Here is a 15,249-nt window from a genome sequence, read left to right on the forward strand (position 1 = left end):
TCCCCCGGCCCGCACCGGGAGTAGGCTCGTCGGACGATCCTTCCTCCCCCGGCCCCCTACCCCGAGGAGACCGCAGCATGGCCGCGGACCGGACGCCCGAACCCACCGCACTCCGCGAGCGCGGTCCGGAAGAGCTGCCGGAGCGCAGCCGCATCGTCGCCGAGGCCCTGCGGGCCGCCGGGATCACCGGCGGAGTGGTCGAGCTGGACGCCTCGGCCCGCACCGCCGCGCTGGCCGCCGAGGCCCTGGGGTGCGAGGTCGGCGCGATCGCCAACAGCCTGGTCTTCATGGCGGAGGAGACCCCGGTCCTCGTTCTCACCAGCGGCCGGCACCGGGTGGCCACCGAAGCGCTGGCCGCCCGCCTCGGCCTGCCCGCCCTGAAGCGCGCCACCCCCGAGCAGGTCCGCTCCGCCACCGGTCAGGCCATCGGCGGCGTCGCCCCGGTGGGCCACCCGGAACCGCTGCTCACCGTGGTCGACGAGGCGCTGCGCGATCACCCCCGGATCTGGGCCGCCGCGGGCACCCCGCACACCGTCTTCCCCACCACCCACGGCGAACTCCTCGCCCTCACCGGCGGCCGCCCCCTCCCCGTCACCGCCTGACCCGCCCGGCCCCCCTGAACGCCCCTCCCCGGAGGCGCCGAACGGGCGCTCAGGGGCGGATCTTCCGGGTCCGCGGCCCCTCCACGCACGGAAGCGCGCCGCGCAGCGGCTCCGAAGCCGCTCACCGGCCTTCAGAGAGCACCGGGAACGCGTCCAGGGCACCCGAGCGGGCCGCCGGCGAGAAGGCCTCACGTTCCCGCCGTGCAGACGGGCCCGGCCGACGCAGAGCGTCGGCCTCGACGCCGCCGCCGTCCCGATGCCGAGGCCGAAGGGCAGAGCTTCGGGAGGGCCGCCCGCACCGCCGGCGGGTCCGGGCGCTCCGCACCGGCGCCGTGCGCCTGCGGGCCCGGCGCCTCGCCGCGAAGGCCCGGGCGGGGCGCGTCGAGCGCGGCCCCGCGTTCCCTCCCTCCCCTTCCCTGGCCGCCCCGCTCCGGCGGCGGGTCCCGGATCGGAGGATGAGACCGGAACCGCCCGAACCGCGTCGAACAGGCCCGTTTCACGGGGGAAAGCCGTTCGCGGGGCTTTTTCCAGGGGGTTCTGCAGGGGTTGCGGGTGGCCCGTTGGCATGGTTGGAGGCTTGTCACGACGGCGGAGGGATCTCCGGCTTTATCGGGATCCGCGACCGGGCCCGGGCCGGAATTCGCGGCCGCCCCTCCCGCCGGGCGGGCCGGGGCTGTTAAGCAGGGGCGTGCGGGCGCTCCGCCGGGCGGCGGAGCGGGCCGCGCTCATCCCCCGTTGGTCCGATCAGGACGAAGGGTGCTGCCCGTGACGGTGCTGCCCAGCGACGACCTCTTCGACTCCGCCGCCCTGCTGGCCCGCGACCCGGCCGCCGCCCTGCGGACCGCGGAGCGGACACTGGCCTCCCGTCCCGGACCGGCCGCCCGGGCCGAGGCCACCCGGCTGCTCGGCCTCTGCCTGCACGAGCAGGGCGACGCCGCCGGAGCCGAGCGGGCGCTGCGGCGGGCGGCGGCGATCGGCGCGGCGGCGGGCCGGCACCGCGCCGCGGAGCGGGCGCGCCGGTCCCGGCTGGCCATCCGGACCCGGCACGGCGGCCCCGGGCTCTCCGGGCCCCGCCTGGCCGACCCGGGCGGATCGCCGGCCCCGCCGGCGGCGCTCCTGCTCCGCCTCGGGATCGACCACGCCCAGCGGGGCCGGTTCGCCGCCGCGGCCGGGGAGTTCGGCGCCGCCCTGGCCGCCCTCCCCGGCGACGGAGGGCACCTCCCGCCCGCCCTGCTCTGCAACCGGGGCCGGGCGCTCATCTACGCCGGCCGCCCCGCCGAGGCCGAGGAGGACCTGCACCGCGCCCTCGCGCTGGCCGAGCAGCGGGCGCTGGGCTACCTGCGCGGCGCGGTGCTGCAGAACCTCGCCTGCCTGGCCGGGTGGCACGGGGACACCGCGCGCGCCCTGGAACTCCTCACCGCCGCCGAGGCGACCGCCTCCCCAGGCCGCCGCACGGCGCTCGCCCTGGACCGGGCCGACGTCCTGCTCGGCGCGGGGATGCCCGACGAGGCGGCGCACTGCCTCGCCTCCGCGGCGCCCGGCCGCGGCGCGGAGGGCGCCGAGGCCGCCTCCGCCCTGCTCCTGACGGCCAGGCACCGGCTCAGCCGGGGCGAGCACGCCTCCGCCCGCGACCTCGCCCGCCGCCTGCGGCGCTCCTTCCCTCCGGAGTCGCTCTGGTCCGCGCTGGCCCGCACCGTGGAATGGGCCGCCCTCTGCCAGCTCCGGCCCGACCCCGTCCCCTTCCGCGCCGCGCCGCTGCGCACCGGCGTGCTCGGGGCGGACACGCTGCGGGCGGCCGCCCGGTGCGTGCCGTACCTGCCGCCGACCGCGGACGGCGGGCGGGCGGCCCGGTCCCGCGCCGCCGCGCTGGAGCGGATCGAGCGCGGGGACCACTCCGGTGCGCTGCGCCTGCTCGACGCGGTGCGGGCCGCGCGGCTCCCCGGGCACATGGAGCCGGCCGGGCACGCCTTCCCGCAGGAGCGTGAGATCGCCGCGGCCGCCCTGGCCCGGGCGCTGGCGGCGGGGAGCGGAGCGGAGGCCCTCGACTGGCTGGAGTTCACCGGCCGGGCGGGCTCCGCCGCCCCCTCCGGCGGGTGCTCCAGCAGGGCCTGGGCCGGGTCGGTGGCCCGGTTCCGCGGCGCCCGGCCGCGCCCCCGGGCCGGCTTCGCGGGCGCCGAGCGGCTCCGCCTGTCCGCGCAGTGGCACCGGTGCCGGCCGCGGCGGCGCGCGGGGGCCTCCGGCGGCGCCGCCCGGGCGCTGCTGGAGCGGCTGGGCGAGCGGGCGTTCGTCGGCTTCGCGTGCAGCGGCGGGGTGCACGCCGCGGTCACCGTCGCCGGCGGCGAGGTGCGGGTGCACCGGCTGCCGGGCCCGGGGGAGGCCGAGGACGCCGTGGCGAAGCTGCTCTTCGCCGCGTGCTCGCAGGCCGCCGTGCTGGACGGCGACCCGGACGCGGCGCTGTCCGCGAGCAGCGCCGCCGCGGTGGACCGGCTGCTGCTGGACCCGGTGGCGGCGGCCGTCGGGGACCGCCCGCTGGTCCTCCTCCCCCCGCGCTGCGCGCAGGGGCTGCCGTGGGGGCTGCTCCCCTCGCTGCGCGGCCGGGAGGTCTGCCTCGCCCCGTCCCCGCGCGCCTGGGCGGCGCTCGACGCGGGCCCCGGGACGGCCGCCGGCCCGGCGCTGCTCGCCTGCGGCCCCGGGCTGGACGGCGGGGAGAAGGAGCTGCGCGCGCTGCGGCGCCGCTACGCCGGGGCCGAGGTGCTCACCGGGGACCGGGCCGGCGCCGAGGAGGTCCTGCGCCGCCTGCCCGGCGCGCCGGTCGCCCACCTGATCGGGCACGGCTCGGTTCCGGCCGAGGCGCCGATGCTCTCCGGGATCCTCTTCGCCGACGGCCCGCTGCTCGCCTACGACGTGGAGCTGCTGGCCGGGGCGCCGCGGCTGACCGTGCTGTCGTCCTGCTGGACCGGGCGCTCGGTGCCGGCCCCCTCGGGCGCCCCGCTGGGGCTGGCGGCGGCGCTGCTCGCGCGCGGCGGGCGCACCGTCGTCGCCGGCGTGCTCCCGGTCCGGGACGGCTGCATCCGCGGTCCGATGGAGCGCTTCCACGCGGCCCTGGCGGCGGGCGCCGGCCCCGCGCGGGCCGTCGCCGACCACCTCGCCGCGCACGGCTTCGTCTGCCTGGGCGCCGGTTGAGGGCCGGGCCGGCCGCGGCGTCCGCCGCAGGCGGCGGCGGAGCGCGTACCGTCGGAGCATGACTTCCGATGCCGAAGACGCCTCCCCGTCCGGTCCGCGGGTGTTCACCCTGGAGGAGGCCCGCGGTCTGATGCCGGAGATCCGGCGGCGCGCCGCGGAGCTGGTGGGGCTCCGCGCCGACCTCGCCGAGCTCGCCGCCGACCTGCGCGCCTCCGGCGAGTCGGGGCTGGGCGGCCGGGCCGAGCTCAAGGGCCTGGAGGCCCGGTTCGAGGAGCTGCGCGCCTGGTTCCCGGAGAACGGGGTGGAGGTGAAGGGCCTGGCCCCGATCCTGCTCGACCTGCCCGCCCTCCTGGACGGCGCCCCGGTCCGGCTCTGCTGGCTGGAGGGCGAGCCCGAACTCGCCTGGTACCACCGGAGCGACCTGGGCTTCATCGCCCGCCGCCCGCTGCCGGGCTGATCCGGTCCCGCCGTCGGGGACAGTGCGGTCAGGGGGTTCCTCCGCGGGCCCGGCGGGGCCGGGGCGGGGTGCGGGCGGCCCGGGCGGGGTGCGCCGCCGCGGGCCGCCCGGTGGTCACCAGCCGCGGGCCCGCCACTCGTCCAGGTGCGGGCGCTCGGCGCCGAGGGTGGTGTCCTTGCCGTGGCCCGGGTAGACCCAGGTGTCGTCGCCGAGTTCGGCGAAGACGCGCGCCTCCACGTCGCTCAGCAGCGACCGGAAGTCCGCGTCGGACCAGGTCTTGCCGACGCCGCCGGGGAACAGGCTGTCCCCGGTGAACAGGTGGACGGCGCCCGAGGGGTCGTCGTAGCGGAGCGCGATCGACCCCGGTGTGTGCCCGCGGAGGTGGACGACCCGCAGCTCCGCCTCGCCGACCGGGATCCGGTCGCCGTGCTCCACCGCGTCGTCGACGGAGACCGGGAGCTCGCCGGCGTCGGCCGGGTGCGCCACGGTGCGGGCGCCGGTGGTGCCCACCACCTCGGCCAGGGCCTGCCAGTGGTCGCCGTGCCGGTGCGTGGTGATCACCCGGGCCAGTCCGTCGTCGCCGATCAGGTCCAGGATGCGGTCGGCCTCGTCCGCGGCGTCGATCAGCGCCGCCTCGCCGGTCCTCTTGCAGCGGAGCAGGTAGACGTTGTTGTCCATGCCCCCGACCGCGAGCTTGCTGATGGTCAGTTCGGACAGGTCGCGCGTGTCGGCGGGTCCGCCGACCCGCGTATCTCCGGAGTAGGTCACGTCTCCCATTACAGCACCCACTCCGGCTTGCGTTTCTCGAAGAACGCGGCCCGCCCTTCGGCGGCCTCCGCGCTCGCGAAGTAGCGGGCGGACAGCTCGGCCATCCGGGCGAACGCCTTGCCGCGCTCCTCCGCGCCGTCCGCGCCGAGCAGGGCCTTGGCGCCGGTGAGCGCGCCGGGCGCGGCGGCGCGCAGGCCGTCCAGCACCCGCCCGGTCACGGCGTCCAGCTCCCCGGCCGGGACGGCCGCGGTGAGCAGGCCGGAGGCGGCCGCCTCCCGGGCGCCGAACACCTCGCCGGTGAGGAAGTAGCGGGTCATGGCCCGGTCGGTCATCCGCACCGAGACCGGGATGGAGATCATCGCCGGGATCACCCCGATGCGCACCTCGGAGAAGGCGAACTCGGTCTCCTCCGGGGCGATCGCGATGTCGGCGGCGGCGACCAGGCCGAGCCCCCCGGCCCGCGCGGTGCCGTTGAGCCTGGCCACCACGGGCTTGGGCGCCTCCATGATCGCGGAGAAGATCTCCGCCATGCCGGGCGCGGCCGGGTCGGGCTCCTTGCCCGCGAGCTGCTCGCCGACCTCCTTCAGGTCGGCGCCGGCGCAGAACACCCGGCCCGCGCCGGTGAGCACCACGGCGCGCACGCCGTCGTCGGCCATCGCCGCGGCGAGCTCCGCGGCCAGCTCCGTGCGCAGCCGCGCGGAGAGCGCGTTGCGGTTGTGCTCGGAGTCCAGGGTGATGGTGGCGATTCCGCGGTCGGAATCGCGCCGCACCAGCGGTCGCCCGCTGTCCGGTTCCGCCATCTGGCGTCGTCCCTTTCCGTCGTCTTCCGTCGTCGTTCCGTCGTCTCGGTGCCGGGCCGCCGCCGGGCCCCGGCGTCCGCGGCGCTCAGCCGCGGGCGCGGCGGGCGCGCAGCGCCTCCAGGGCCCCGTCGGCGTGCGCGCTCATCCGGATCTCGCTCCGCACCACCCGCAGCACCGTGCGGTCGGTGTCGATGACGAAGGTGTGCCTGCGGGTGGGGGCGAGCGCGGACAGCCCGGGGGCGGTCCGGCGCACCCCGTAGCGCAGCGCGACGGCCCCGTCGGGGTCGGAGAGGAGCGGGAAGCCGAAGCCGTGCCGCCCGTCGAAGGCGGCCTGGCGGTCCACCGGGTCGGCGCTGATCCCGGCGCAGTGCGCGCCGAGTTCGGCGAACTCCGCCGAGAGGTCGCGGAAGCGGCAGCTCTCCGCGGTGCAGCCCGGGGTCATCGCGGCGGGGTAGAAGAAGAGCGCCAGCGGGCCGCCGGCCAGCAGCCCGCCCAGGTCGCGCGGTTCACCGTGCTGATCGGGCAGCGAGAAGTCGGGGGCATGGTCACCGATGTCCACGGCCGCCACCCTAAGCCACCGCCGCGCGGGGCGACAGGGGCGCCCCGGGTGCGCCCCCGGCTCAGGTCGCGGTGGTCGCGGCCAGCAGCGGAATGCTCAGTTCGGCGGGGGTCAGCGAGCCGTGCTGGCCGACCAGGCGGCTCTCGGCCGGCTCCGCCGCGGGCAGGACCAGGGCGGCGGCGCCCCGGGCGACGGCCAGCACGTCGCCGATCCGCTCGCGGACCGCGCCGTCGGTCGCCGGGCCGTAGTAGCCGGCGGCGACCGCCTCCTCCCGGGTGAGCACCGCCGCGGCCGGGCCGAGCCGCTCGGCCCATGCCGACCGGACGTCCTCGGCCGCGCCGGGCTCGGTGTACACCTGCCGCATCCGCGCCTCGCCCGCGACCACCCGCACGCCGCGCCGGAGCTCGGGGTCGGCCTCCAGGTCGACCCGCTGCCCGGGGTCGGAGTCGACCATGCCGTGGTCGGCGGTGATGTAGAGCGCGGTGTCGGGCGGCAGCGCGCCGGCGATCTGCTCGGCCAGCCGGTCCACCTGGCCCAGGTGGACGCGCCAGTGGTCGGAGCCGACCCCGTGCAGGTGGCCGTAGGAGTCCAGGTCGGCGTGGTAGGCGAAGACCAGCGAGCGCTCCCGCGCCGCCAGCTCCGCGGAGACCCGCACGGCGACCGAGGTGAGGTCGTCCGCGGGCAGGTAGCTGCTGCCGCGCGCGGTGGCGCGGGTGAGCCGGCTCCCCTCGAAGGCGGCGGAGGCGACGTAGCCGGTCGCCACCCCCGCGCGCTCGGCGCGCTGGTAGACGGTGGTCAGCGGCTGCCACTCCTCGGGCTCCACCCCGGCCTCCGCGCCCCAGCGGAGCTGGTTGAGCACGGTGTCGGTGCCGGGGACGACGACCTTGTAGCCGACGATGCCGTGGTGGCCGGGGGCCGCGCCGGTGCCGAAGGTGGTGAGGCTGGTCGCGGTGGTGGTGGGGAAGGCGGCGGTGAGCGGGGGCCGCGCGGCCGGGGCGCCGATCAGCGAGGAGAGGAACGGCGCGTGCTCCCGCGCCGCCAGCAGCGGCTCCCAGCCCATCCCGTCGATCAGCAGCACGCAGGCGCGGCGGGCCGGGGGCAGGCCGAGCGCGTTCGGCTCGCCGGGGACCCCGAGCGAGGCGAGCACCGAGGGGGCCAGGTCGGCCAGGGAGCCGGCGCCGTAGCGCGGGGCCTCGAAGGGGGCGTCGCCGCCCGGAACGGCGGTGGTCAACATGGCCTCCTGAGGGGTCGGGGGCGCCCGCGGCGCCGGCCGCCGCCGGTCAGCGGGCGGTGGCGGCGGACAGCACGTCGGCGAAGTTGATCACGGTGGCCACGGCGTCCGCTCCGTCGGCGGCCTGGCTGACCCGCAGGGTCAGCGGTTCGGCGGTCACCGCGCCGGTGTAGCCGTGGTCGGCCTCGCAGGCCTCGTCCGCGCAGGAGGCCGGCTCCAGGTCGATGTGGGCGATCGCGCCCCAGTTCACGCTGAGGCTGATGCTGAGCACCACTTCGCTGGGCAGCGTGCCCGGGGTGTACTCGGCCGGGTCGGCGACGACCCGGGTGAGCGCGACCGACTGGATGTTGCCGAGCCCGATCGCGTCGGTGGTGGTGGAGGCGTGCGGACGCTCCGCGCCCTCGCCCGCCGGGTGCTCGTCGGTGTGGCAGACGATGAGGCGGGTCGGGGTCAGCAGCAGCACGGTGATGTGCCGCCGCATCTCCATGGCCGGGTCGAACGTGGCCTCGTGGTGGACGACGAAGGCCTCTGCGACCTCGCCGCCGAGGGCGGTGGCGACGGCGTCGATCACGAGGCCGGGGTAGTAGCCGCTCCGCTCGATCTCCAGACGCCAGTCGGTGGGCACGGCACGCGTTTTCCTCATACCTCCATCCTGCCCTCTCCCGGCGACGGATCGCACCGGCCCTGTGGACGGAGGCGGCGCCGCGGCCGGCCGGGGCATGGGTAGCGGGCGCCCTCGGCGGGTAGGGGCGTGGGCATGGACGCGACAGAGTTCCGCAGCGCCGGGAGCACGGCCCGGACCGTGGGGCCGTGTGCGACGTATCCGCCTCCGCCGCCGGGACCGCCCGGCCCTCCGGGGCCGCCCGGGCCCCCCGGACCGCCCGGTCCCGTTCCGCCGGGGCCGAACCCGATCCCGCCGGACCCCCCGCTGCCGGGTCCGCCCGGCCCGGGCCCCGGTCCGGGACCTGGTCCCGGCCCGCTGCCGCCCGACCCGGAGCCGCAGCCCGACCCGGCCTGAGGGGCCGCCGGGACCACCGGCCGTACGGCCGGCCGCATGCGGGCCGGTGCGGACCGGGCCGCGCGGCCGCCCGCGCCCCCGGCGGCCTCTGAGACCGTCCGGCGGGGCGCAACCTTCCGCTCGCCCCGCCGGACGGCGGCCCCGCCGTCACCGCCCCGCCCCCGGCCGAGACCGGCCGGGGGCGGGGCGGTGCGCTCTCCGTCCTCGGAGCGCCGATCCGGAAGCCGATGGGAGAAGGGGCGGCGCGGCGGCCCGCGGGCGGGAACCGGGGGAAGGCCTGTGCACCGTCCCGGGTCCGGACCCGCCGCCGGCCCCGGTGCACCGCGGCCGGTCCCGCCGGAGGCGGGGCGCCCGAGCCGCCGATCCGCTGAGGAGCCGAGCGGCGCCTCCTGCGGCCGCCGTCGGGCCGGCGGTGCGGAGTACTAGAAGGAGGTGCCGCGCAGTCGGCGCGGACCGCTGTCCGGCCGCGGTTCCGGCGGGCGGCGCAGCCACATCCGGGCGCCGAGGACGTGCGCGCCGTCGGCGTTGACCGTGACCGGGTCCAGGTCGAGGTGGCCGACCTCGGGGAAGGCGTCGGCCAGCCGGGAGACCCGGATCAGCAGGTCCTGGAGGGCCTCCACGTCGGGCTGGTCGGCCAGGCTGGTGGCCCCGGCGGGCAGCCCGAACAGCAGCGGCGAGGCGCGGACCGCGTGCACCAGGTCGGCCGCGTCGGTGTTGCTCAGCGGCGCCAGCCGGAACGCCCGGTCGTCCAGGAGCTCGGCGGTGACGTCGGCCAGGCCGAAGCCGACCACCGCGCCGAAGGACGGGTTGTCGCCGGCCCGCACCACCGTGGGCACGCCCGGGACGACCATCTGCTGCACCACCAGCATCGCCTCGTCGCCGAGGCGGCCGTGCAGCGCCTCGAAGGCGCCCTTGACGTCGGCCGCGCTGCGCAGGTCGGCGCGGATGCCGCTGCCGCCGGCCCGCAGCCGCAGGTCGGGGGCGTTGGCCTTGACCACGACCGGGTAGCCCAGCTCCTCCGCCGCGGCGACCGCCTCGTCCGCGGAGGAGACCGGGACGTCCCGCCAGACCTTGATCCCGTAGCAGGAGAGGAGTTCGCGGGTGGTCTCCGCGGGCACCGCCGTCTCCTCGTTGTGCACCGGCTCGCTGGTGAACCAGACCGGGCTCTGCTCCCCCTCGCCGCCGGAGGCCTCCATCCGCTCCAGCGCCGCGTCGACCACCTGCCGGGCGCGCGCCCCGTCGACGTCGGGCAGCTCGGGGTGGCGGCCCGAGTCCCGGCCGCGCCACAGCGCGTACCGGGTGGCGTGCGCCAGCGCCCGCACCGCGTCCTCCGGCGCCAGGTAGGAGGGGACGGAGCCGCGGGCGGTCTCGCCGTTCTCGTTGACCTGGCGGAGCTCCTCGGGCAGCCCCTGGTGGCCCAGGTAGGTGGTGAGGATCGGCTTGGCGGAGGAGGCCGCCTTGGAGCGCATCACCTCGGCGACGTCGTCGGAGATCGGGATCAGCGCGGGGATGAAGACCACGATGACCGCGTGCACCCGGTCGTCGGCGAGCGCCTCGGTCAGCGCCCGGTCGAAGTCCTCCGCGGTGGCCTTGGGGCCCAGGTCGACCGGCTCGTGCGGCTTGAGTCCGCTGCGCACCGCGGCGTCCTTGACCAGCAGCCCCAGCGAGTCGGAGTTGCCGAGGATGGCGACCCGGGGGCCGGAGGGAAGCGGCTGGTAGGCGAAGAGCTGGGCGACGTCGAACATCTGGGTGATGTCGTCCACCCGCACCACGCCGGCCTGCTCGAACAGGGAGGTGACCGCGTAGTCGGGCAGCGCCAGCGCGCCGGCCGCGTGCCCGGTGGGGATGCCCTGCGAGGAGCCGCCGCTGCGCACCGCCACGACCGGCTTGTGCTGGGCCAGGCGGCGGGCGAGCCGGGTGAACTTGCGCGGGTTGCCCAGCGACTCCAGGTACTGCAGCACCACCTCGGTGGCGGGGTCCTCCTGCCAGTACTGGATCAGGTCGTTGCCGGAGACGTCGGCCCGGTTGCCCGCCGAGACGAAGGTGGACAGGCCGATGCCGCGCTCGCTGACCCGCTGGAGGATGGCCCGGCCCAGCGCGCCGGACTGGGAGAAGAACCCGATCGGGCCGCGCGGCGGCACGTACGGGGAGAGCGTGGCGTTGAGCGAGACCGCCGGGTCGGTGTTGGCCACCCCCAGGCCGTTCGGCCCCACCACCCGCATGCCGGCCGCGCGCGCGGTGCTGACCAGCTCCTCCTGGCGCATCCTGCCCTCCGGCCCGATCTCGCCGAACCCGGAGCTGACCACGACCAGGCCGTGCACGCCCTTCTGCGCGCACTCCTGGACGACCTCGGTGACCATGTCGGCGCGGACCGCGACCACGGCCAGGTCGACCGGGTCGGGGATGTCCAGCACGCTGGGGTAGGCGCGGACTCCGGCCACCGCGCGCGCCTCGGGGTGGACCGGGAAGACCGGGCCCTGGAAGTCGCCGGCGAGCAGGTTGCGCAGCGCGGTCTGGCCGATGGTGTGCGCGGTCCGGCTCGCGCCGATGACCGCGACCGATTCCGGGAAGAGCAGCCGGGCGATCGAGCGCGACTCGGCGCGCTGCTCCCGGGCGCGCATGACCTCCTCGGAGTGGTCGGTGGGCTCCAGGTCCAGGGTGAGCCGGATGACGCCCTCGTCGAAGGTCTGCTGGGCGGTGTAGCCGGCCTCCCGGAACACGTTGATCATCCGCCGGTTCTCCGGGAGGACGTCGGCGATGAACCGGCGCACCCCGCGCTCCCGGGCGGCCGCGCCGATGTGCTCCAGCAGCACCGAGGCGAGGCCGCGGCCCTGGTGCGCGTCCTCGACGACGAAGGCGACCTCGGCCTCGTCGTCGCCGATCTTGTCGTAGCGGACCACCGACACCATGACCCCGGAGATGGTGGCGATCAGGGCCACCCGATCGTCGTAGTCGACCTCGGTGAAGCGCTTCACGTCGCGGTCGGAGAGGCGCGGGTAGGGGGCGAAGAACCGGAAGTAGATCGTCTCCGGGGACAACCGGGCGTGGAAGGCCCGGAGCAGGTCGGCGTCCTCTGGGGTGATCGGCCGAATGTGGGCGGTCCCGCCGTCCGTGAGAACGACGTCGGCTTCCCAGTGTTTCGGGTATGGCTGCACGGTTTGAGCCTAGACGAGATCGGTCGCGCCGTGGGGGACGGGCGCCCCGCCGGGCGGCCGCCCCGGTCCGACCGGTCCGTCCCGTCCCACCCTGTGCCGCTTCGTTACCCACCGCATCCCCGGGACCTGTTAACGTCTGTGGACATGCCCGTCTCCCACGCGGCCGACCGGATCGGGGCGGCGGCCGACGGGTGCTCGGGAGGCGCGCAACAGTCCTCTTCATGGCGGGACCGCAAGGTGGTGGCAGACGCAATGGCACGAGTCGTCGTGATCGGTGACCTGATGACCGATTCCGTGGCCCGGGCGCACTACGCGCTCGCGCGCGGCAGCGACACCCCTGCCTCGGTCCTCACCTACGGCGGCGGCTCCGGCGCGAACGTGGCCGCCTGGCTGGCCAACGAGGGCACCGAGACGACGTTCGTGGGGCGGCGCGGGTCGGACATCACCGGCCGGACCCGCGAGATGGAGCTGATGGGCTACAACGTCGACTCCCGCCTGGTCATGGACCCGGAGTACCAGACCGGCACCTGCGTCGTGATGATCACCCACCGGGGCGACCGGACCATGCTCAGCGACCGCGGCGCCAACGCCCGGCTGCAGCCCGAGGACCTGCCCCGGGACGTCTTCGGCCCCGACGGCCACCTGCACGTCTCCGGCTACACCCTGATCCACGAGAGCTCCCGGCGGGCGGCCCGGACCGCGCTGCGGATGGCCCGCGAGTCCGGCATGTCCATCTCGGTGGACGGGGGCTCGCACGCCCCGCTCAAGCGGGCCGGCGCGGAGGACTTCCTGGAGTGGACCAGCGGCGCCCGGCTGCTGTTCGCCAACCCCGACCAGGCCGAGGTGCTCACCGGCCGGGACGAGCCCGAGGCCGCGGCGAAGGTGCTCACCGCCTGGTTCCCGGCGGTGGTGATGAAGCTCGGCGACGAGGGCGCGCTGTGGGCGGCCAAGGGCCGCGAGGAGATCGTCCGGGTGCCGGCCGAGCCGGTCGAGCCCTCCCCCGGGTCCATCGGCGCCGGCGACGCGTTCATCGCCGGCTTCCTGCCGCCCTGGCTGACCGGCAAGCACCCCAAGGACGCCCTGGCCCGCGCCCAGCACCTGGCCGCGCGCGCCCTGCACCAGCCCGGCGCCCGCCCCGACCTGAACGGCGGCTGACCCCGGCGGGCCGGGCCGGCCGGCTCAGCCGGCGGAGGCCAGGACAAGCGGCAGGACCGCGGGGGCTCCGGCCTCGCGGAGCAGGCGGGCCGCGACGGCGAGGCTCCACCCGGTGTCGGTGTGGTCGTCGACGAGCAGCAGCGGGCCGGGCGCCTCGGACACCGCGGCGCGGAGCCGGTCGCCGAGGGTCAGCGCGTGCCAGACCGAGGCGAGCCGCTGGGCGCTGTTGTGCCGCCGGGGGCCGACCGGGGCGGCGTACTCCAGCGACCCGATCGGCGCCAGCCTGCCCACCTGCGCGATCCGGGAGGCCAGGTCGGAGACCATCACCGGGCGGGTCGCCGAGGGCATCGCCACCACGCCGACCGGGCGCCGCTCCCAGGGCCAGGCGGCGAGCACGTCCACCAGGGCGCGGAACACCCGGTCGCCGACCGGGGCGTCCGGTGCGTCCGGGGCGAGCAGGCCGCGCAGCTCGGTGCCCCAGCCCAGGTCGGTGAAGCGGGCCAGGGCGCGACCCTCCTCCGCGCGCAGCGACTCGGGGATCTTCCCGGACGCCTCGACGCCGAGCCGGGGCATCCCGGTGGGCCACTGCCTGCGGGCGGCCACCGGGACGCCCGGGCGGTCCAGGTGCGCGGCGGCGGCGCGGCGGCGCTCCGGGTCGACCTCGGTGGGGAGCCGGCGGCCGGTGCAGCCGTCGCAGCGGCCGCACGGGGCGGCCTCGGGGTCGTCCAGCTGGCGGCGGAGGAACTCCATCCGGCAGCCGGGGTGCGCGATGTAGTCGAGCATGGCGCGCTGCTCGCGCTCCCGGGCCTCGGCGACGGCCCGGTACCGCTCGGTGTCGTAGCTCCACGGGCGGCCGGTGGCGGTCCAGCCGCCGCGGACCCGGCGCACCGCGCCGTCCACGTCGAGCACCTTCAGCATCTGCTCCAGCCGGGTGCGGCCCAGGTCGACCAGGGTCTCCAGGCGGGGCAGGGAGAGCGGCTCCCCGGCGGCCTCCAGCGCGCCCAGGGTCTGGCGGACCGTCTCCTCCGGCGGGAAGGACAGCCCGGCGAAGTAGGCCCAGATCTCCCGGTCCTCGCGCCCGGGGAGCAGGACCGCCTCGGCCCGGTGCACGCCGCGCCCGGCCCGGCCCACCTGCTGGTAGTAGGAGATGGGCGACTGCGGGGCGCCCAGGTGCACCACGAAGCCGAGGTCGGGCTTGTCGAAGCCCATGCCCAGGGCGCTGGTGGCGACCAGCGCCTTGACCTTGTTGCCGAGCAGGTCGTCCTCGGCCTGTCGGCGCTCCTCGGGCTCGGTGCGGCCGGTGTAGGAGCGGACCTCGTAGCCGCTCTCGGCGAGGAACGCCGCGGTCTCCTCGGCGGCGGAGACGGTCAGGGTGTAGATGATGCCCGACCCCGGGAGCTCGGCGAGGCGCTGGGCCAGCCAGCTCCACCGGGAGGAGCCGTCCGGCAGGTCGACCACGGACAGGTGCAGGCTCTCCCGCTCCAGGGGGCCGCGCAGCACCAGGGCGTCGCCGTCCGCGTCGAGCTGCTCGGCGACGTCCCGGGTGACCCGCTCGTTGGCGGTGGCGGTGGTGGCCAGCACCGGGACGCCCTCGGGCAGCTCCCGGAGCAGGGTGCGGATCCGCCGGTAGTCGGGGCGGAAGTCGTGCCCCCAGTCGGAGACGCAGTGCGCCTCGTCGATGACGACCAGGCCCGCGCCGGCGGCCAGCGAGGGCAGCACCCGGTCCCGGAAGTCCGGGTTGTTCAGCCGCTCCGGGCTGACCAGGAGGACGTCGACCTCACCGGCGGCGATGTCGGCGTAGGTCTCCTCCCAGTCGGTGAGGTTGGAGCTGTTGATGGTGCGGGCGCGGATGCCGGCCCGCTCCGCGGCGGCGATCTGGTTGCGCATCAGCGCCAGCAGCGGCGAGATGATCACCGTGGGGCCGGCGCCCTCCGCCCGGCGCAGCGCGGTGGCCACGAAGTACACCGCCGACTTGCCCCACCCGGTGCGCTGCACCACCAGGGCGCGCCGCCGGTCGGCGGCCAGCGCGCGGATGGCCGTCCACTGGTCCTCGCGCAGCCGGGCGGAGTCGCCCGCCAGGGCGCGCAGGTGGGACTCGGCCGCCTCGCGCATGGCGTCGCGGGAGGGGTTCGGGGCATCGGAGGTCACCATGTCCTCCTTGGTACCAGAGCCCGCCCCCTTTTCCGGCGCGGATCCGGCGGCCTGTGGGCGGACGGCCTGTGGACGGCCGCCGGGAGGCGCCCCTCCCCGCCCCCTCGACGGCCTCGACGGTGCGGCCCCGCCGATGCGCGCCGACGGGGCCGCGGCGTCAAGGCCACCGG

11 protein-coding genes are annotated in these 15,249 nt (G+C 77.2%); 4 read left to right on the forward strand and 7 right to left on the reverse strand.

Annotated elements, in window-relative coordinates; all coding sequences use genetic code 11:
• Positions 1 to 77: 77 nt before the first annotated feature.
• The 3 genes from D459_RS0117475 (at position 78) to D459_RS0117485 (ending at position 4,242) form a co-directional block, all read left to right on the forward strand.
• The gene (locus tag D459_RS0117475) at positions 78 to 602 is read left to right on the forward strand and encodes a YbaK/EbsC family protein (RefSeq protein WP_017594301.1); all 525 of its coding nucleotides are present in this window, start codon (positions 78 to 80) and stop codon (positions 600 to 602) included.
• Between the two features lie 756 nt (positions 603 to 1,358).
• Positions 1,359 to 3,785 (forward strand): CHAT domain-containing protein, encoded by a 2,427-nt coding sequence (locus tag D459_RS0117480; protein WP_020380231.1) that lies wholly within the window; start codon positions 1,359 to 1,361, stop codon positions 3,783 to 3,785.
• A 58-nt stretch (positions 3,786 to 3,843) separates the two neighbouring features.
• Entirely contained in the window at positions 3,844 to 4,242 is a 399-nt protein-coding gene (locus tag D459_RS0117485; protein ID WP_020380232.1) for a DUF2203 domain-containing protein, read from the forward strand.
• A gap of 114 nt (positions 4,243 to 4,356) precedes the next feature.
• On the opposite strand, the gene D459_RS0117495 is transcribed toward D459_RS0117485, so the two are convergent.
• From D459_RS0117495 to D459_RS0117520, 6 genes are all read right to left on the reverse strand, one after another.
• A complete protein-coding gene (locus D459_RS0117495) occupies positions 4,357 to 5,010 on the reverse strand; it encodes an MBL fold metallo-hydrolase (RefSeq protein ID WP_026120483.1) in 654 nt (217 codons plus the stop codon).
• An 8-nt stretch (positions 5,011 to 5,018) separates the two neighbouring features.
• Complete coding sequence (locus D459_RS0117500; RefSeq protein ID WP_017594306.1) at positions 5,019 to 5,810, reverse strand: enoyl-CoA hydratase-related protein; 792 nt, start codon at positions 5,808 to 5,810, stop codon at positions 5,019 to 5,021.
• 85 nt (positions 5,811 to 5,895) lie between these two features.
• Entirely contained in the window at positions 5,896 to 6,369 is a 474-nt protein-coding gene (locus tag D459_RS0117505; RefSeq protein WP_026120484.1) for a peroxiredoxin, read from the reverse strand.
• A gap of 61 nt (positions 6,370 to 6,430) precedes the next feature.
• Positions 6,431 to 7,600, reverse strand: coding sequence for an alkaline phosphatase family protein (locus tag D459_RS0117510; protein ID WP_017594308.1), 1,170 nt, complete (start codon positions 7,598 to 7,600; stop codon positions 6,431 to 6,433).
• Positions 7,601 to 7,649: 49 nt separating this feature from the next.
• A complete protein-coding gene (locus D459_RS0117515) occupies positions 7,650 to 8,243 on the reverse strand; it encodes a DUF5998 family protein (protein WP_081620601.1) in 594 nt (197 codons plus the stop codon).
• A 797-nt stretch (positions 8,244 to 9,040) separates the two neighbouring features.
• Positions 9,041 to 11,773 carry a bifunctional acetate--CoA ligase family protein/GNAT family N-acetyltransferase gene (locus D459_RS0117520; RefSeq protein ID WP_026120485.1) on the reverse strand — a complete coding sequence of 911 codons (2,733 nt, stop codon included), beginning with the start codon at positions 11,771 to 11,773 and terminating at the stop codon, positions 9,041 to 9,043.
• 252 nt (positions 11,774 to 12,025) lie between these two features.
• Between D459_RS0117520 and D459_RS0117525 the strand changes: the two genes are divergently transcribed.
• Positions 12,026 to 12,928, forward strand: coding sequence for a sugar kinase (locus D459_RS0117525; protein WP_040710349.1), 903 nt, complete (start codon positions 12,026 to 12,028; stop codon positions 12,926 to 12,928).
• A 24-nt stretch (positions 12,929 to 12,952) separates the two neighbouring features.
• Here the strand turns inward: D459_RS0117525 and D459_RS0117530 are convergent, their stop codons facing one another.
• Positions 12,953 to 15,079 (reverse strand): RecQ family ATP-dependent DNA helicase, encoded by a 2,127-nt coding sequence (locus D459_RS0117530; RefSeq protein ID WP_017594312.1) that lies wholly within the window; start codon positions 15,077 to 15,079, stop codon positions 12,953 to 12,955.
• Positions 15,080 to 15,249 lie beyond the last annotated feature (170 nt).

It is taken from the genome of Nocardiopsis potens DSM 45234, from assembly GCF_000341105.1.
GTDB lineage: Bacteria > Actinomycetota > Actinomycetes > Streptosporangiales > Streptosporangiaceae > Nocardiopsis_A > Nocardiopsis_A potens.